We start from the raw sequence: 17,293 nt of genomic DNA, 5'->3' as shown, positions 1-17,293 counted from the left end.
ACCCCGTTCGAGGCGCGCAGCAGCATCTGCGTCATCACATTCGGCATCCGCTCGCGGATGTCGCGCAGCCGCTGCCAGGGGCATTCCTGCAAGAAGCGGTAGGCCACGTCAAAGGTCGCCCCGCCCCAGCATTCGACCGAGAAAAGCTGCGGCAGATTGGCGGCATAGGAGGGCGCCGCGCGGACCATGTCGATCGAGCGCATGCGGGTGGCGAGCAGGCTCTGATGCCCGTCGCGCATCGTGGTATCGGTCAACAGCAGCTTTGTCTGCGCCGCCATCCAGTCGGCCACCGCCTGCGGGCCCTTCTCCTCGAGGAGGTTGCGCGTGCCATAGGCCGGTTCCGCCTTCACGGCGGGGGGCTTGGGTTGGCGGACCTCGGCGGCGGGTTTCGGGCGGCCCGCCGTCTCGGGATGCCCGTTCACCGTGATGTCGGCGATATAGGTCAGGATTTTCGTCGCCCGGTCGCGCCGCTTCTTGAAGGTGAAGAGGGCAGGCGTCGTGTCGATGAATTTCGTCGTATAGGAGTAATCGAGGAAGGTCGGGTGTTTCAGCAGGTTGATGACAAAGTCGATGTTGGTCGAAACGCCGCGGATGCGGAATTCGCGCAGGGCGCGGTCCATGCGTGAAATCGCCTGCTCCGGCGTCTGCGCATGGGCGGTGACCTTGACCAGCAGACTGTCATAATAGCGGGTGATCACCCCGCCCGCATAGGCGGTGCCGCCATCGAGGCGGATGCCCATGCCGGTGGCCGAGCGATAGGCGGTGATGCGGCCGTAATCGGGGATGAAATTGTTCTGCGGATCCTCGGTGGTCACCCGGCATTGCAGCGCATGGCCGCGCAGATGCACATCGGCCTGGATCGGGGTGCCGGTCGCCTCGGCCAGCGTCATGCCCTCGGCGATCTTGATCTGGCTTTGCACGATGTCGATGCCGGTCACCTGTTCGGTGACAGTATGCTCCACCTGAACCCGCGGATTGACCTCGATGAAGTAGAATTTCTCATCGTCCATATCCATCAGGAATTCGACGGTGCCCGCGTTCTGATAGCCAACCGCGCGGCCGATTTTCAGCGCCAGTTCGCAAACCTCGGCGCGTTGCGCGTCGGTGAGGTAGGGGGCGGGGGCGCGTTCCACCACCTTCTGGTTGCGGCGCTGCACGGTGCAGTCGCGCTCATAGAGGTGATAAAGCCCGCCATGGGTGTCGCCCAGAAGCTGCACCTCTACGTGGCGCGCGCGCAGGATCATCTTTTCCAGATAGCCTTCGCCATTGCCAAAGGCGGCCTCGGCCTCGCGCCGGCCTTCGCGGACCTTTTCGATCAGCTCCTCGGCGTTCAGGATCGGCCGCATCCCGCGCCCGCCGCCACCCCAGCTGGCTTTCAGCATCAGGGGATAGCCCACCTCGGACGCCTCGGCCTTGATCGCGTCGAAATCCTCGCCCAGAACGGCGGTGGCGGGAATGACCGGCACGCCCGCCTTGATCGCCACCTGACGGGCGCTGGCCTTGTCACCCAGCGCGCGCATCGTCTCGGCCTTGGGGCCGATGAAGGTGATGCCGTTCGCCGCGCAGGCTTCGACGAAATCGGGGTTTTCCGACAGGAGGCCATAGCCCGGGTGGATCGCATCCGCGCCGGATTCCTTGGCCACCCGGATGATCTCGTCAATGCTGAGATAGGCGCCCACCGGCGAGAGGCCCGCACCAATCCTGTAGGCCTCGTCCGCCTTGAAACGGTGCAGCGACAGCTTGTCTTCCTCGGCATAGACCGCAACGGTCTTTTTGCCCAATTCATTCGCGGCACGCATCACGCGGATGGCGATCTCGCCCCGGTTGGCGATCAGGATCTTACGGAACATTTTTGGTTTCCTCAGGAAAAAGTGACGCCCGGGAAAAGGGACCCGGGCGCCAGGGAGGCGAGGCATAGAGTAGCCCCGAATTTTGCCGGTGCGGGAGGCTGCCCCGGCAATTTCACCGGGCTGGGGAGGCCCGGTGACAACGGCTCAGTCAGCAATTTCTTTCCATTGACGCTGGGTGGAGCTGTGTTGGATGGTCTCGACGAGAGTCTGGATGCGCAGACCCTTCCGGAAGTTGAACGGCTCGGGCGCCTCTCCGGCAATCGCCGCAATGTAGCCGGCAACTTCGATCGCCTTCAGATCATTGAAACCTAGTTGATGGCCGGGTGCCACGCAGAAACGCCCATAGGGCGGGTGATCGGGGGCCGCCTCAATCCGGCGGAAACCCCGGCGGCCGGGCAAGTCCGAGGTGGTGTAGAAATGCAACTCATTGAAGCGTTCCTGACTGAAGCAAAGCGCGCCCTTGGTGCCATAGACCTCAAAGTCATGCTGCATCTTGCGGCCGGTGGCTATCCAGTTGCCCTCAATCGAACCCTGCGCGCCATTGGCAAAGCGCAGGAAGGCCCTCCCGACATCATCCACAGTGACCTTGCGCAGGCCGCCCTTGCCATCGGGGCGTTCGCCGATCATCGTCACGCAATCGCCCATCACCGCCGAGATCGGGCCGAGCAGCATTTCCGCCGTCGCTAAGGCATGGCTGCCGATATCTGCCAAAGCGCCGCCGCCCGCCGGATCATGGCGAAAGGTGAAGGGGCTGGTGGCATCTGCCATATAATCCTCGGCGTGAAGGCCGCGATAGCCGCGAATTTCGCCCAATTCGCCTGCCTCGATCATCTCTTTGGCCAGACGGATCATCGGGTTGCACAGATAGTTGAAACCCACTTGGGTCATCACACCCGCCGCTTCGGCAGCTTCCGCCATCTCGCGTGCATCCGCCGCCAGTGGTGCCAACGGTTTTTCGCAATAGACGTGTTTGCCTGCTGCAATCGCCGCGAGCGCCATTTCCTTGTGTAGGGCATTGGGGGCGGTGATATCGATGATGTCAATGTCCGGATTGTCGATCATCCGGCGCCACTCGGTGGTGGCATGTGCAAAGCCGAAGTCTGATGCTGCGCGGCTGGCGGCGGCCTCCGTGACATCGGCGACTGTGTGCAATTCAATTTGCAACGGCAGGTCGAAAACTTTTTGTGCCGATGCAAAGCCGAACACATGCGCCTTGCCCATGAAGCCGGTGCCGATGAGGCCGATGCGCAGTTTACGTTTCGCTGACATGCAGCATCTCCTTGTTGACGATCAGGTTGGGATCAAGCCTGCCCGCGAAAAAGTCGAGTATGTTTTGCGCCGAGCCAAGGGCCATGCGTTCGGCCGCGCCATCGGTCACCCCGGCGATATGCGGCGAGAGCAGTACCTGGTCGAAACCGGCGAGCGGGTTGTCGCGGGCGGGCGGTTCTTGTTCAAAGACATCGAGACCGGCAGCACCAACCTTACCAGAGCTGAGCGCGGCGATCAGCGCCGTCTCATCCACCACGCCACCGCGCGCGGTGTTGACCAGAACCACACCATCCTTCATCTGCGCGAATTCGGCGGTGCCGATCAGCGGCTTTCCGGCGCGGGGCACGCTTACCGATATGATATCGGCCCAGGCCAGCCCCTCGGCCAAATCGGCGACCGGAGTAACCGGTCCCGGCGGCCACCCTTGTCCCAGCAAATAGGGATCATAAGCGCGGATGGTCAGGCCAAAACCGCCCATCATTGTCGCCGTGTGGCGACCGATCCGCCCATAGCCGAGCAACAGCAGATTTCGTCCGCGCAGATCCTGACTTTCCAGCCCATTGCGCCAATCCCACGGACCTTGGCGGACCGATTTGTCCGCCCGCAGCGCGCGTTTGCTTGCGGCCAGGATCATCATCGCCGCATGTTCTGCAACCGAGGTGGAATTTACGTCGCCGCAGACAGCGAGGGCGATCTGGCGTTGGTTCAGCGCGGTCAGGTCGACGGCGTCATAGCCAACGCCGTGGCGCGAGACGATCTTCAGTTGACGGGCCTGCGCAATCGTCGTTGCGCTCATCGGCTGCGTGCGGATCAGAAGGGCATCCGCTGTATCGATATACGGGGCGTAGCTTTCTTCCGAGACTTCCTCGATATAGCGTACACTGACGCCCGGGGCAGCATCCAGCAAGGCGCGCCCCAACGGGTGCAGCTTTCCCGCAACAAGCACATGTGGCATCAGTAGCTCCCCTTGTCAGTCTCGGCACCGGATTGGCCTTGGGTCAGGTCGCGCCAGATGTTCACCGAGGCTGCCGCTGCACTCGCCAACAGTCGGGTGTCACCAGATACTGTGGTCATGTCATAGCCCCAACCGATCGCCCGCGCCGCATATTCAGGGGTGCCGCAATGGATGGCGGCCTTGATACCGTTCCGATGGCAGGCTTCGCGGATTTTCTGGATGGCGGCAATGACCTCGGGCTCCTCGCGGTCGAAAGCCGGGGTCAGCGCACCGTTTGACAGGGAAAAGCTCAGATCGGCCGGGCCGACATAGATGCCGTCGAGACCAGGCGTTGCTGCGATCTCTTCCAGATTGTCCATCGCCTCTGCCGTTTCGATCATCGCGAAGGCAAGAATCTCGCCATTGGCTTCTGCTGCGTAATTGGCCCCGGCCGGATAGATGGCGCGGGTGGGGCCAAAGCTGCGCTCGCCCAGCGGCGGATAGCGCATGTAACGCACGAATTGCTCTGCTTGAGCTCGGGTGTTGACCATCGGGCAGATGATGCCATAGGCACCCGCGTCGAGTACCTTCATGATCCAGCTCGGGTCAAGCCAGGGAACGCGCGCCATGATCACGGTGTCAGAGGCGCGCATGGCCTGAAACATGCCCAGCACATCTTTGTAGTCAACTGCGCCGTGTTGAATGTCTATTGAGATTGCATCATAGCCTTGCGCCGCCATTATTTCGGCACCAAAGGGGCTGGCCATCGACAGCCACCCATGAAGCACCGGGCGGCCTTCAGCCCAGATTTGGCGAAGTTTATTCTTTTTCATCTGGGCTCTCCTCAGAATACGATCTGCGCAAGTTTGGTATCAAGATAGTCCTCGATACCTTCGATGCCGCCCTCGCGCCCCATCCCCGAGAAGTTGGTGCCGCCAAAAGGCGCCTCGGCCGCCGCCAGAGCAAAGCTGTTGATGCCGACCATTCCGGCTTTCAGCGTGGCGACTGTGCGCCGCGCTCGCTCTGGCGAACGGGTGAAAGCATAGGCCGCTAGACCCATGTCGCAGGCATTCGCGCGGGTGAGTACTTCCTCTTCGGAGGCAAAATGAGTGATCGCAGCAATCGGACCAAAGTTTTCCTCGGCAAAGACCTTCATGTTGTCGGTGACATTCGCCAGCACGGTCGGTTGATAGAAATGCCCGGCATTTTGTTCAACCACCCGGGCGCCGCCTGTGAGCAGCCGTGCCCCGGCCCGCACCGCGTCCTGCACGATCGCGTCGATTTCCGTCAAACGGCCTTCGTTGATCAGCGGTCCCATGCCGGTTTCCGGATCCAACCCATCGCCTACCTTGATGCGGCGGGTGCGGGTGACAAACCCCTCCAAAAAGGCTTTATGCAGGCTATCGTGCACGAAAATTCGGTCGGGCGTTACGCAGACCTGACCACAATTGGCGAATTTTGTCGCCACGGTCAGATCGAGGGCAAGCTCGAGATCCGCATCCTCATGGATGATCAGCGGTGCGTTGCCGCCGAGCTCCATTGAAACCTTTTTCACCGTGTCGGCGGCATCGCGGATCATCTGCTGTCCAACTCGGGTCGAACCGGTCAGTGAGACCTTGCGCACCCGCTTGTCGGCCATGATAGGCGCATAAGTCTGTGAGGTCGCACCGACGACAAGGTTGACCGCGCCTGCGGGCAAGCCGCAATCGCGCAGACAATCCACCATGATCATGGCAACCCCAGGGGTCTGCGACGAGGGGCGCAGCACCACCGGACAGCCCGCCGCCAACGCCGGCGCCAATTTGCGCGCGGGCAACGCGGCCGGGAAATTCCAAGCGGTAAAGGCGCCCACTACGCCCACCGGCTCGCGAGTCACTTCAAAGCGGCCGCCTGGCACTCGGCTGTCGATGATGCGGCCATAGATGCGGCGGGCCTCTTCGGCAAACCAGCGGAATTGCTCACATGCAAGCACCCATTCGCGCCCGGCTTGCGCCACCGGCTTGCCGGTTTCGGCGGCGATCATCTGCTGTGCCTCTGCGGCGCGCGCCAGCATTGCATCGGCGGCCTGATGGAGCGCCTCGGCGCGGGCGAAACCGCTCATTGCCCGCAAGGGTGCTAGCGCGGCAGTGGCGGCGTCAATGGCGGCCCTTGTTTCGTCTGCCGTCGCGTTGGGTGCGGCGCCCAGTGATTTGCCGGTGACAGGCGAGATAACGTTGGCTGTGGCGCTGGCGTCCTGCCACACACCACCAATCAGGAGACCAAATTTCTCATACATTTTAAGCAACCTCGCTCGTCAATACCGTGCGATTTTCCTGCACGGATTTCAGCGCGGCTTCGGCCAGTAGCAAGGCCTGACGGCCATCCTCGAACCCAACCTCCGGTGCCACATTGTTCTCCACCGCATCGACGAATGCGTCGATTTCGGCGGCAAAGGCTTCGGTGTAACGTTCAATGAAGAAATTCTGTAACGGCGCGCCCTGACCGGTGAAATCGGCGGAATAGAGCTGCATGTTATTGATCCGACGGTTTTCCGACACCGCCATGCCCGCATCCCCGAGCGCTTCGACACGTTGGTCATAGCCGTAGACTGCGCGACGCGAATTCGTGATGACGGCCTGGGTCCCACTCGCGGTGGTAAGGGTCACCACCACAGTGTCATAATCCTCATACTTCGACATCAGCTCTGGCGCGACAAGGCGCGAGGCGGACGCGGTCACCGTGGTCACCTCTTCTCCCAGAATAAACCGTGCCATGTCAAAATCATGAATCGTCATGTCCCGGAAAATGCCGCCGGACTCGGCAATATATGCTTCGGGAGCCAGACCAGGGTCCCGAGAAGTGATGGTAACCTGATGCAGCTTGCCTATCCGCCCCGTCGCAATCGCTTGCCGCACCGCCCGGTGGCCCGGGTCAAAACGGCGCACAAAGCCCAACATGATCGGCACCTGAGTGCCGGCAATTGCCGTGGCGCAGGCCTCGACGCGCGCCAGCGACAGATCGATCGGTTTTTCGCAGAGCATCGGTTTTCCGGCAGCGACGGCCTCTTCAATGAAATCTGCATGTGTCGGTGTCGAGGTGGCGATTAGCACCGCATCCACTTCGGGCGAGGTTAGCAGCGCTTGCGCGGTTTCGAATCGGGTGACTCCCAATTTCGTCGACACCTCGATGGCGGCCCGATCATAAACGTCAAACACCCCGGCCAGCGTCGCCCGCGGATGTTTCGCGATATTCTCGGCATGCATGCGGCCAATCCGTCCACAGCCCAGTACAGCAATCTTCAACATGAATTCCTCCCAAAGCAGCTATTGCAACATTCATTGCTAAACAGATGTTTTGTCAATAACCATTTCCGCATATCGGGCATAAGTATGCAGAGAAGGGGGCGCGCTGCCATCAAGCCTCTGTGCCGGGCCTTACCCTCGCCGGCGGGCCCACAGGTGGGCCGAACAGGTTTTTCGCAATTAAAGAGTGGGTTGTTTCGGCAACCGCATCGGGGGCGCCCCATGGTTGCCGTCGGAAATGTTAGCCTCTTGCCTTTTCGGTTGAGGTCCCGGTCAGCGCAGCCCACCAAGGGGGGGTGGGCCGCGCCATTTTACTCAATAGGGGCTGTCGGCATTATAATATTGCGCCGCATTTTCCTTGGTGACCGTGGGGCTGTCCAATTGGAAGGTCCCCTCGATCGGCATGCCAAGGGCAAAATGCATTGCCGTCATTTCAATAGCAGGAACGATAAGGCTCGGGTGATACAGTACATCCGCATCGATCATATCGTTCGTCCCGTCTGCGATGCCTTTGAGAATGTCTTTCATGCCGCCGCCGCCCAGAACCACAATACCCTTGCGTCCGTCTTGCCGGATGGCTTCCATCGCGCCCAGTGCCGGATCATCATCCCCTGCCCAAACTCCGTCAATCTGAGGGAAGCGCTGCAGAAAATCTTGCATCACTTCAAAGCCCTTGTCGGGGTTCCAATTGGCGTATTGCATGTCGAGCACCTCGATGCCCGAGCCCTCGATGGCGGCCGTGAAGGCATCAACCCGAATGTTGTCGATGGTAGTGGGCAAGCCGCGCAGAACAACGATTTTGGCGCCTGCGGGGAACCGTTTCACAAAGTATTCGCCCGCCGACGTTCCATATTGTGTGTTGTTGCCTGCAAGATAGAAATCCTCGATACCCGCCTCCGCAAGGCCGCGATCGATGACGGTGATAAAGCTCCCATTCTGTTTGAGCTGTTTGACGGGCTCGGTCAGTGGATCCGATTCCATCGGCAACACGATGATCGCGTCGACATTGCGTGCCGCGAGGTCTTCTAGGTCGTTGACCTGATCATTGACATCTGAGGCGGTTGCCAGCACCCAATCGATATCTGGGAAGGTTGCCTCCATTTTTTTGATCGTGTCTTCGGCAAAGAAATTCAGTCCGCCCGTCCAGCCATGCGTGGCGGCGGGAATGGAAACGCCGATAGTAAATTCGGCGGCCCCAACCGGATGACCGGTTGCCGTGAGTGCGAGCAGGCCTGCAATTAAGTTGAGCTTATTGAACATTTGTTCCTCCCTGATTGAATTTCCTCTGATCCGCTCAACCTTGCGAGCGGTCGCGTTGCAGAACCACGGCGATGATGATGATCGCGCCTTGAAAAGCCCCGTTCAGATGGGGGCTGACATAGCCGGTCAAGTTGAGAATGTTGGAGATGAAGCCTAGGATCAGCACGCCCGCCACCGTGCCCCAGATGCGGCCAAAGCCTCCTCCCAACGCGGTGCCGCCGATGATCACGGCGGCGATGGCTTCGAGTTCCCACATCAATCCGGTCGAGGGTGTCGCTGTGCCCAGGCGCGGAATGTAAATCGCTGCCGCAATCCCTACGGCGACGCCCTGGATCACGTAAGTTGCGATCCGCACGCGCGTGACCGGCACCGCAGAATATTGCGCCACCTGCCGGTTTGAGCCGATCGCCGCAACATGGCGGCCAAAGCGCATGCGCCGCAGTACCAGCTCACCCAGCACCGCTAAAGCTGTGAAGATGAGAATGGGCAGCGCAACGCCGAAAGGCGCGGCGTAATAGATTGGCCGTGCCAAGGTCCGCAGGCCGCTTTCCAGCGAGATTGAGCCACCATCAGAGAGCCAGGTGAGCAGCGACCGGAAGATGCCCATCGCGCCGAGGGTGACGATAAAGGCCTCGACGCGGCCCTGAACGATCAACAAACCCGACATCAGGCCCGCCACCGCCCCGATCCCGCAGGCGAACAGGACGCCTGCGGCCACCACGATCATGCTTGCGCCCCAAGTGCTGACTAGGGCGTTCATCACCATGATCGTCAGCCCCGCCACTAGTGCCGACATCGATCCCACCGAGAGGTCTAACCCCCCCGCGGTGATAACAAAGGTCGCACCAATCGCGATGATACCGATGATTGCTGAGCGGGTGAGTACGTTGGATAGGTTAGCGGCGCCCAAAAAGGTGTCGCTGGTGATTGCCCCTGCTGCGACGAGTAACAGTAGTGCCAGAAGCGGCCCCATGCTCGCCAGTACAGCGCGCGGGCGTATGCCAGAGTTTTGCGATGTCTGTGTCGCTGGCGGTGTTTGTGTGGTTTCAGCCATGATGCGCGTCCTCCAGACCCATTGCATAGCGGATGATGTTTTGCTCGCTGATCTCGCCCGAAAACTCGCTGCTATGACCCAATTCGCCGACGATTCGACCGCGGTAGAGGACCAGCACTCGGTCACTGAGCCCGACGATTTCCTGCATTTCAGACGAGATCACGACGATGGCCTTGCCCGCCGCGGCCAGGGCGGCAATCAGCGCGTAGATCTGCTGCTTTGCTCCGATGTCCACGCCGCGCGTTGGCTCATCGAGGACCACAAGATCAGGGTCACTCGCGAGTGTTTTGGCGATCAGCACCTTTTGCTGGTTACCGCCGGAAAGTCGACCCACTGCTGCTTTACGATCGCCGCTGCGAATGTCGTAACGCGCAATCGCGGTTTGCAGATCGCGGTCCTCGCGCGTCCGGTCTATCCAGGCGCGGCCAGTCAGTGCGCCACGGGTGAGGGCAATATTTTCCGACATCGGCTTTGACAACAGCAGGCCCTTGCCTTTGCGGTCTTCGGTCAGATAGGCCATGCCCAGACGCCATGCCCGGCGGGCCGAGGGCAGGGGGCGAGTGGTTCCATCAAGCTGAAAGAGATCACACTGCGCTTTGCGCAGGCCCAGCAACGCCTCGAACAGTTCGGTGCGCCCAGCACCCACCAGCCCGGAAATACCCAGTACTTCGCCTCGGTTGATCGTGAAACTGGCGCATTTGATCTGGTCACCCGAGGTCAGATTTTGCACAGAGATATAGGGTTTGTGCCTCTGCGGAGGGTGTCGCGGTGGATAGATTTCATTCAGAGGGCGACCAACCATGGCCTGGGCCATGTCATGCTCTGACAGGGTGTCGGCCTTATGCAGCGCAACGATTTTGCCGTCGCGCAGCACGGCGACTCGATCGGCAATCTCGCGCACCTCATCCAGCCGGTGTGAGGTGAAAATGGCGGCCCCACCGGCACCGGTGAAGCGGCGGATGCGTGCGAAAAGCTGTGCGGCCTGCGGGGCCGACAGGACTGCCGTGGGCTCGTCCATCAGCAAGACCGACGGTGCCCGGGCGAAGGATTTGGCCAGCTCCACCATCTGCCAGTCGGACACTGGCAGATCGCGCACCCTTGCCTGCGGCGCGATATGGGCACCAAGGTCACTGAGGTATTCTCTCGCGCGCTGCGCCATGGCTTTGTCGTCGGTGAAAATTCCGCGCAGTATTTCCCGGCCCAAGAAGATATTTTCAGTAACCGTGAGATGCGGCGCGAGGCTGAATTCCTGATGCACCATCACGATTCCCGCTGCCTCGGCCTCAACCAATGTGCTTGGTGCGGGGGCGCTGCCGTAGGTGATGTTGCCCCGGCTGGGTGACTGTAGCCCCGCCACAATGCGCATCATCGTTGATTTGCCGGCGCCATTTTCGCCGACCAGAGCCAGAACCTCGCCAGGCTGCAGGCATAGATCGATACCGCTTAGGACTTCGACAGTGCCAAAGGATTTGGTCACATTAGCTAGCGTCAGATTGGGCATGGCGCTTCTCCTCCCCAGGATACGAGCGCTGCGTTCGGCGCAGATGACTACACACCTGTCATTGCAAATAAAATTGCAAAATCATTTATGTGTCAATATTTAATGCATGATTCGATTCGAAAGGGCTGTGCGAGGCAGGCATCGATCGGAAGGCTGCCCCTCCCTTGGCATTGCAAAGGGGGGGGACCGTTATCGGGGCGATGGCCTCTTTTCAAACCGCGATTGGCGTGAGCCAGACTGGGTTTTCACTCTGTGCGCTGTCCACGACGGCATCGACAAAGGCAACGCCCTTAAGGCCATCATAGGCCATGGGAAGGTTCTGCCCCAAGGGCGACGGCTCTCGATTTTCCAGTCGGGCGTTAAGCGCCTCGGCAAACCCTGCATACAGGTTGGCAAAGGCTTCCAGATAGCCCTCGGGGTGACCGGGGGGCGTGCGCGAACGCAGTTTGGCATCGGGCGACATTTCGTCCGTGCCGCGCTTCAACGTTTGCACGTGGCCGACCAAGGGCGCATAGATCAACTCGTTCGGTTGTTCCTGATACCATTGGAACGAGCCAGTTTCGCCAAAGACCCGTAAACGCACGCCATTTGAATTACCCAAAGCGACCTGGCTGGACCACAAGAGCCCGCGCGCGCCACCTTTGTAGCGCATCATCACATGGGCATTGTCATCCAAGGCGCGGCCGTCGACAAAGGTTGCTAGATCCGCCGTCAGGCTTTGTAGGGTCAGTCCACTCACGAAACCCGCCAGATGATAGGCATGGGTGCCGATGTCGCCAATGGAACCGCCGCGGCCGTTCTTCTTGGGGTCCGTACGCCAGGCGGCTTGAGCGTTGCCTTGGGTTTCGATGGCGGTGGCCATCCATTCGAGCGGATATTCCACCTGTATTGAACGCACCTTGCCAATCTCGCCAGCCGCGATGCGCACCCGGGCCTCATGAACCATCGGATAGCCCGAGTAGGTATAAGTCACCCCGACAAACCGCCCCGACCGGCGCGCGAGTGCCTCTAAGGCTACCGCATCTTCGAGCGTGGCAGTGAGCGGCTTTTCGCAAATCACGTCAAAGCCAGCCTCGATCAGCGCCTTGGCAATCGGGTAGTGGGTGAAATTTGGGGTGCAGATGGCCACCGCGTCGACACGGTCAGCGCGCGTGGTTTCCCCAGCGATCAACTCATCGACCGAGCCATAGGCGCGCGCTGCATCAATCCCTTGGCCAAGCGCGAAATTGCGGCCACGGGCGGCGTCAATGTCAAACGCGCCGGCAACCAAGTCCCATGCGCTATCCATGCGTGCCGCAATTCGGTGAATATTGCCGATATAGGCGCCTTCACCGCCGCCGATCATGCCCAGACGAAGTTTACGTGCAGCTGTCATCTATCTCTCCAGTCCGAGCATTGCCCGGTTCGCACCCCGGTCTGCACCCGATCTGACAAAGTCGTCAAATGCGCGTTGCGACACATTGATGATATGATCCTTGATGAACTGTGCACCCTCTCGGGCGCCGTCCTCGTGATTTTTGATGAAACATTCCCATTCGAGCGTCGCCCAACCTTCGAAGCCATAGGTCGACAGTTTGGTGAAAATCGCGCCGAAATCGACCTGCCCATCGCCCGGCGAGCGAAACCGCCCTGCCCGTTTTGACCACGGCATAAAGCCGCCATAGGCACCCGATTTGCCGTCGGGGCGGAACTCGGCATCCTTAACGTGGAACGCTTTGATCCGGTCGTGATAATGGTCGATGAATGCCAAATAATCCAGTGATTGCAGCACAAAATGACTGGGGTCGTACATGATATTGGCGCGCGGATGCCCGCCCAGCTTTTCGAGGAAATATTCCCAGGAATGGCCGTCATGCACATCCTCACAGGGATGAATTTCAAAGCAGGCATCGACGCCATGGGCGTCAAAATCATTCAAAATGGGCGTCCAACGGGCCGCCAATTCGCTGAATCCCTCGTCGATGAGCCCCTCGGGCCATTGCGGGTAGGGGTAGAGATAGGGCCAGAGCAACGACCCTGTGAAGGTCGTATGGGTGGTGATCCCAAAGCGCTGGGATGCTCGCACTGCAAGGCGCAGTTGCTCCTCTGCCCAAGCGCGGCGCGCGGTCGGATTGCCGCGCACCACTTCGGGTGCAAAGCTGTCCATGATTTGGTCGTGCGCGGGATGTACCGCCACGAGCTGCCCCGTGATATGCGAGGCAAACTCGGTCACCACCAGACCATTGTCGGCCAGCATTCCCGTAATTTCATCGGCATAAATCGCACTAGTCGCCGCTTTGTGCATGTCGATCAGGCGGGTGTCCCATGTCGGGATTTGCACGCCTTTGAAGCCTTTTTGCGCGGCCCATTTGGCCAGACCATCCAACGTGTCATATGGGGTCTCATCAGCCGCGAATTGCGCCAGATAGACTGCGGGTCCCTTAAGTGTACGCATGGATTTAGGCCTTGAGCTTTTCCGCGGGTGCCGGCGCCTGGCCGTCATAACCGCCCCAGACGGATTGATCGAAATGCACCACCGATCCTGTCATCATGCCGCTGTCGTCAGATGCCAGGAACAGCACCGCCTTGGCCACTTCTTCGGGCTCGAGCAGGCGGCCGAACGGCAGCGTTGCGGCCTGTTTATTGATGAAATCCGGATCGCCGGACTCGGCCTCCTGCAACTTGCGTTCGTGGTCTGAATTCATCCATCCGATATCAAGCTGATTTACGCGGATGCGGTTGCGCATAAGAGCATAGCCAGAATTGCGCGTAAGTGTCGCCAGAGCCCCCTTAGAGGCGCAATAGGGTGCAATGAACGGCTGGCCCGCGCGCTCGGAGGCCGAGCCGATGTTGACGATGGTGCCGGTAATGCCTTCGCGTTCCATCAGCTTCACCGCATCCTGCATCAGGAAGAACGGTGCCCGTACGTTGACGGCAAAGATACGGTCGAATAGTTCGGGCGATGTATTGAGTAGGTTGCCCCGGTCCGTCAGCCCAGCGGCGTTCACCAGAATATCCACCCGTCCAAACAGGCGGTCGGTTTCGCCCATGATGCGGCGGACGTCGTCGATGCTTTCCAGATCCGCAGGAACCATTTCGGTGTGCACGCCAGTCTCGGCGGTAATCTGCGCGGCTTTGGCGCTGCCTTTTTCAACTCCCCGCCCCACGATGACAATGCCCGCAGCCCCCGCCTTGGCAAACAGCAGTGCGATGGCCGCACCAAGTCCCTGGGTGCCGCCGGTGACCACGGCGATTTTTCCTGCAATAGAGTTCATTGCGACACCTCATATCCAGCTGCGTCCATGACGCGTTTCAATTCAGCGCGCCCTTTGCGCGCCATGATGAGCGGCGGGTTTTTGATCGGGTCCTGTTCGGCCTCAATCACGAACCAGCCTTCATAGCCCTTGTCCGCCAGCGCTTTGACGATAACCTCGAAATCCAGGGTGCCGTCGCCGGGCACGGTAAAGGCGCCCTTGATCACCGCATCCAAAAAGCTTTCGCGGCTGCGATCGAGGCCGTTGATCACGTCCATGCGCACGTCTTTGGTATGAACATGAGAGATGCGTTTTGCGTGGGTGTCGATAACGCGCAGGTTGTCGCCGCCGGCAAAGGCCATGTGGCCTGCGTCAAACAGCAGCGGAACCGAGCTGTGTTTTAGGAACAGATCAAGCTCTTCCTCGGTTTCCACTGCGGCGGCCATGTGGTGGTGATAGGCGAGGGGCATCCCATTGGCCGCGCACCAATCGGCGAAATCCGACATCTTGCGCCCGTAGGCGGCCATCTCGGCTTCGCTCAACTTGGGTTTGGCGCAAAGCGGAGTGTGACGTTCGCCCTGCACCGAACGCGCGGTTTCGCCATAAACGATACAGGGTGCGTTGGCCGCTTTGAAGAACGCGTGCTGTTGCGCGATGCGTTCCTTCTCAACCTCGATATCTCCGTCCAGAAGCAGGCCCGAAAACCAACCGCCACAGACTGAGATCCCGTGACGGTTCAAGATCGGCCCAAGTTCGGCCATGTCCATTGGAAAGCGGCGGCCAGTTTCCATGCCCGTCAAGCCAGCCAATGCGGCCTGACGCAGACATTCTTCCAACGACACATCATCGGAGAGTTCCGCAAGGTCGTCGTTCCACCATGCGATGGGGGCAATGCCCAATTTAGCTTTCAGCACCATCAAATCCCCCGACGCTGTTTTTCACGGAATTTTTCTTGATTTTTCCGCGCGGTACGGATGCTCTCTCGCGCGCTGACTTCAGGCGCGCCCACATACCAACCCGCGCCACCTGCCGTCCAGGCATAGGCATCCGAGTTGATCGACAGTACGGTGGTGCGGTCTGTTTCCTGCGCCCAGGCCATCGCCTCTTCGAGGTCGGCGAGGCTCTCGCAATGCCGCGCTTCGGCCCCCATCGCACGGGCATGGGCCACGAAATCCACATGCGGGAAGTTTTCTTTGTCGAGAATACGCGAGTCTTTGAGCAGGTTGTTGAACCCTGGCACGCCCATGTTGGTCTGTAGCCGGTTGATGACGCCAAAGCCGCCATTGTCGCAAACCACCACGATCATTTTGTGGCCGCTCAGAACGGTGGAATAGATATCGGAGTTCATCATCATATAGGAGCCGTCCCCCAGCATGACGATTGGCACGCCCTTCCCCGCCTTGGCCATGGCATGTCCCCAGCCACCCGCAATTTCATAGCCCATGCAGGAAAAACCAAACTCAAGGTCATAGGTATTGGGAGATTTGACGCGCCAGTTTTTCGCGGTCTCTCCCGGCAGGCCTCCTGCTGCTGTTACCATCGTGTCCTCGGGTTTGGCCATTTTGTTGACCACCGCGATCACTTGGGCATAGGAAGGTACCTGTGCATTGCTGGGGGCCTGACCGGCATCGAGCGAGACGTTCCATTCGGCATAAAGCTTTTGAGCGTTTGCCATTTGCGCTGGATCGCAGGCCCAGTCGTCCAGAGCGTCGTCGATTTCGCGCAGGCATTCTAGCGCATCGCCAACGACCGGCGTGGCGAAATGCTTGGACGCATCAAATCGCGCGGCGTTGATGTTCAGGAATTTGGCCTCAGGCGAAAACGTCGTCCACGAACCGGTGGTGAAATCCTGCATCCGGGTCCCGACGGCGATGATTACGTCGGCGGTCTCCGCCAGTTCACGCGCGGCCTCGGTCCCCTCGATCCCCATCGCGCCAACATAGGCGGGGTGGTCATGCACGACGGCGCCTTTGCCGGCGATGGTTTCGGTCATCGGAATTCCGCGCCGCATTGCAAAATCGGACAGGAGGTCGTTTGCGCCCGAATAGCGCACGCCGCCGCCTGAAATGATCAGGGGCTTCTTCGCGCTCTTAAGCAGTTCAACCGCGGCGCTGATTTCGTCGCGCGCTGCGCGCGGACGCGGGATCGCCCATACCTTCTCCTCAAAGAAACGCACCGGGTAGTCATAGGCGATTTCCTGAATGTCTTGCGGCAGGCCGATGAACGCTGGGCCACAATCCGCTGGATCGAGCATGGTGGTCAGTGCCTGAGGTAGGGATGACAGAAGCTGCGCGGGGTGGACGATTCGATCCCAAAAGCGGGACACGCAGCGAAAGCCGTCGTTGACGGTGATCGAGGGCGTGCCGAAATGCTCAACCTGCTGTAGCACAGGGTCCGGCAAGCGGTTCACATAGGTATCCCCCGCCAGAATCAGCACGGGCAAGCGGTTCGCATGGGCCACACCGGCAGCGGTGATCATATTCGTTGCGCCCGGCCCCACGGAGGATGCGGCAATCATAATCTGACGACGCAGCTTGGCTTTTGCGAAACCCACAGCGGCCAATGCCATGGATTGCTCGTTTTGACCGCGCCAAGTGGGCAGCTGATCTTGCACCTGCTCAAGCGCTTCGGAAAGGCAGGTGACGTTGCCATGCCCGAAAATTCCAAAAACCCCAGCAAAAAGCGCGACGCGATCGCCGTCGATAACTGTATACTGGTTGCAAAGATACCGCACTAAGGCCTGCGCCATAGTTAGACGGATGGTTGTCTCGGTCATCGTGGTTTCCTCCCGCCGATGGATTTTCGCATTCATGAAGCGTATATTGACAAAATTACGCTTAAGCAATAAAAATTGCATTGTCAGATTCAAGTGAAAATGAAGTGCCGCGTTGCAGTGGCACCTTTGCAGATA

The 17,293-nt window shown here is 59.9% G+C and carries 14 protein-coding genes; all 14 read right to left on the bottom strand.

What is annotated here, in order from left to right; translation table 11 throughout:
• The coding region (locus tag ACEN2S_RS21810; protein ID WP_441870467.1) for a pyruvate carboxylase at positions 1-1,850 on the bottom strand (1,850 nt) is incomplete at its 3' end.
• A 144-nt stretch (positions 1,851-1,994) separates the two neighbouring features.
• On the bottom strand, positions 1,995-3,119 hold the full coding sequence (locus tag ACEN2S_RS21805) for a Gfo/Idh/MocA family protein (protein WP_441870465.1): 1,125 nt from the start codon (positions 3,117-3,119) through the stop codon (positions 1,995-1,997).
• The gene (locus tag ACEN2S_RS21800) at positions 3,103-4,074 is read right to left on the bottom strand and encodes a hydroxyacid dehydrogenase (protein ID WP_441870463.1); all 972 of its coding nucleotides are present in this window, start codon (positions 4,072-4,074) and stop codon (positions 3,103-3,105) included. The genes ACEN2S_RS21805 and ACEN2S_RS21800 overlap by 17 nt, the downstream gene beginning before the upstream one ends.
• Positions 4,074-4,886 (bottom strand): HpcH/HpaI aldolase family protein, encoded by an 813-nt coding sequence (locus tag ACEN2S_RS21795; protein ID WP_441870461.1) that lies wholly within the window; start codon positions 4,884-4,886, stop codon positions 4,074-4,076. Before ACEN2S_RS21795 ends, ACEN2S_RS21800 begins: the two co-directional genes overlap by 1 nt.
• An 11-nt stretch (positions 4,887-4,897) precedes the next feature.
• Positions 4,898-6,328 carry an NAD-dependent succinate-semialdehyde dehydrogenase gene (locus ACEN2S_RS21790; RefSeq protein WP_441870459.1) on the bottom strand — a complete coding sequence of 477 codons (1,431 nt, stop codon included), beginning with the start codon at positions 6,326-6,328 and terminating at the stop codon, positions 4,898-4,900.
• A gap of 1 nt (position 6,329) precedes the next feature.
• Positions 6,330-7,337, bottom strand: coding sequence for an inositol 2-dehydrogenase (iolG, locus tag ACEN2S_RS21785; protein WP_441870457.1), 1,008 nt, complete (start codon positions 7,335-7,337; stop codon positions 6,330-6,332).
• Between the two features lie 312 nt (positions 7,338-7,649).
• Positions 7,650-8,594 carry a substrate-binding domain-containing protein gene (locus ACEN2S_RS21780; RefSeq protein WP_441870455.1) on the bottom strand — a complete coding sequence of 315 codons (945 nt, stop codon included), beginning with the start codon at positions 8,592-8,594 and terminating at the stop codon, positions 7,650-7,652.
• A gap of 34 nt (positions 8,595-8,628) precedes the next feature.
• Complete coding sequence (locus ACEN2S_RS21775; RefSeq protein ID WP_441870453.1) at positions 8,629-9,648, bottom strand: ABC transporter permease; 1,020 nt, start codon at positions 9,646-9,648, stop codon at positions 8,629-8,631.
• Positions 9,641-11,149: a sugar ABC transporter ATP-binding protein gene (locus ACEN2S_RS21770; RefSeq protein WP_441870451.1), complete on the bottom strand. Its 1,509-nt coding sequence runs from the start codon at positions 11,147-11,149 to the stop codon at positions 9,641-9,643. The genes ACEN2S_RS21775 and ACEN2S_RS21770 overlap by 8 nt, the downstream gene beginning before the upstream one ends.
• Positions 11,150-11,360: 211 nt before the next feature.
• Positions 11,361-12,524 carry a Gfo/Idh/MocA family protein gene (locus ACEN2S_RS21765; RefSeq protein ID WP_441870449.1) on the bottom strand — a complete coding sequence of 388 codons (1,164 nt, stop codon included), beginning with the start codon at positions 12,522-12,524 and terminating at the stop codon, positions 11,361-11,363.
• Positions 12,525-13,583: a sugar phosphate isomerase/epimerase family protein gene (locus ACEN2S_RS21760; protein ID WP_441870447.1), complete on the bottom strand. Its 1,059-nt coding sequence runs from the start codon at positions 13,581-13,583 to the stop codon at positions 12,525-12,527. It abuts the gene before it with no gap.
• Between the two features lie 4 nt (positions 13,584-13,587).
• On the bottom strand, positions 13,588-14,403 hold the full coding sequence (locus ACEN2S_RS21755) for an SDR family oxidoreductase (protein WP_441870445.1): 816 nt from the start codon (positions 14,401-14,403) through the stop codon (positions 13,588-13,590).
• Positions 14,400-15,299: a myo-inosose-2 dehydratase gene (gene iolE / locus ACEN2S_RS21750; protein ID WP_441870443.1), complete on the bottom strand. Its 900-nt coding sequence runs from the start codon at positions 15,297-15,299 to the stop codon at positions 14,400-14,402. Before iolE ends, ACEN2S_RS21755 begins: the two co-directional genes overlap by 4 nt.
• On the bottom strand, positions 15,299-17,158 hold the full coding sequence (iolD, locus tag ACEN2S_RS21745; protein ID WP_441870441.1) for a 3D-(3,5/4)-trihydroxycyclohexane-1,2-dione acylhydrolase (decyclizing): 1,860 nt from the start codon (positions 17,156-17,158) through the stop codon (positions 15,299-15,301). The genes iolE and iolD overlap by 1 nt, the downstream gene beginning before the upstream one ends.
• Positions 17,159-17,293: the final 135 nt, after the last annotated feature.

This window comes from Phaeovulum sp. W22_SRMD_FR3, assembly GCF_052113705.1.
Classification (GTDB): domain Bacteria; phylum Pseudomonadota; class Alphaproteobacteria; order Rhodobacterales; family Rhodobacteraceae; genus JBGQOG01.
This window is presented reverse-complemented; position numbering and strand designations above follow the sequence as displayed.

Bases quoted from the DNA above. Each gene is read 5' to 3' on its own strand.
- ACEN2S_RS21800 (WP_441870463.1), bottom strand. From the start codon at position 4,074: ATGCCACATGTGCTTGTTGCGGGAAAGCTGCACCCGTTGGGGCGCGCC.
- ACEN2S_RS21805 (WP_441870465.1), bottom strand. From the start codon at position 3,119: ATGTCAGCGAAACGTAAACTGCGCATCGGCCTCATCGGCACCGGCTTC.
- ACEN2S_RS21760 (WP_441870447.1), bottom strand. From the start codon at position 13,583: ATGCGTACACTTAAGGGACCCGCAGTCTATCTGGCGCAATTCGCGGCT.
- ACEN2S_RS21775 (WP_441870453.1), bottom strand. From the start codon at position 9,648: ATGGCTGAAACCACACAAACACCGCCAGCGACACAGACATCGCAAAAC.
- ACEN2S_RS21795 (WP_441870461.1), bottom strand. From the start codon at position 4,886: ATGAAAAAGAATAAACTTCGCCAAATCTGGGCTGAAGGCCGCCCGGTG.
- iolE (WP_441870443.1), bottom strand. From the start codon at position 15,299: ATGGTGCTGAAAGCTAAATTGGGCATTGCCCCCATCGCATGGTGGAAC.
- ACEN2S_RS21790 (WP_441870459.1), bottom strand. From the start codon at position 6,328: ATGTATGAGAAATTTGGTCTCCTGATTGGTGGTGTGTGGCAGGACGCC.
- ACEN2S_RS21770 (WP_441870451.1), bottom strand. From the start codon at position 11,149: ATGCCCAATCTGACGCTAGCTAATGTGACCAAATCCTTTGGCACTGTC.
- iolG (WP_441870457.1), bottom strand. From the start codon at position 7,337: ATGTTGAAGATTGCTGTACTGGGCTGTGGACGGATTGGCCGCATGCAT.
- ACEN2S_RS21755 (WP_441870445.1), bottom strand. From the start codon at position 14,403: ATGAACTCTATTGCAGGAAAAATCGCCGTGGTCACCGGCGGCACCCAG.
- ACEN2S_RS21765 (WP_441870449.1), bottom strand. From the start codon at position 12,524: ATGACAGCTGCACGTAAACTTCGTCTGGGCATGATCGGCGGCGGTGAA.
- ACEN2S_RS21780 (WP_441870455.1), bottom strand. From the start codon at position 8,594: ATGTTCAATAAGCTCAACTTAATTGCAGGCCTGCTCGCACTCACGGCA.
- iolD (WP_441870441.1), bottom strand. From the start codon at position 17,158: ATGACCGAGACAACCATCCGTCTAACTATGGCGCAGGCCTTAGTGCGG.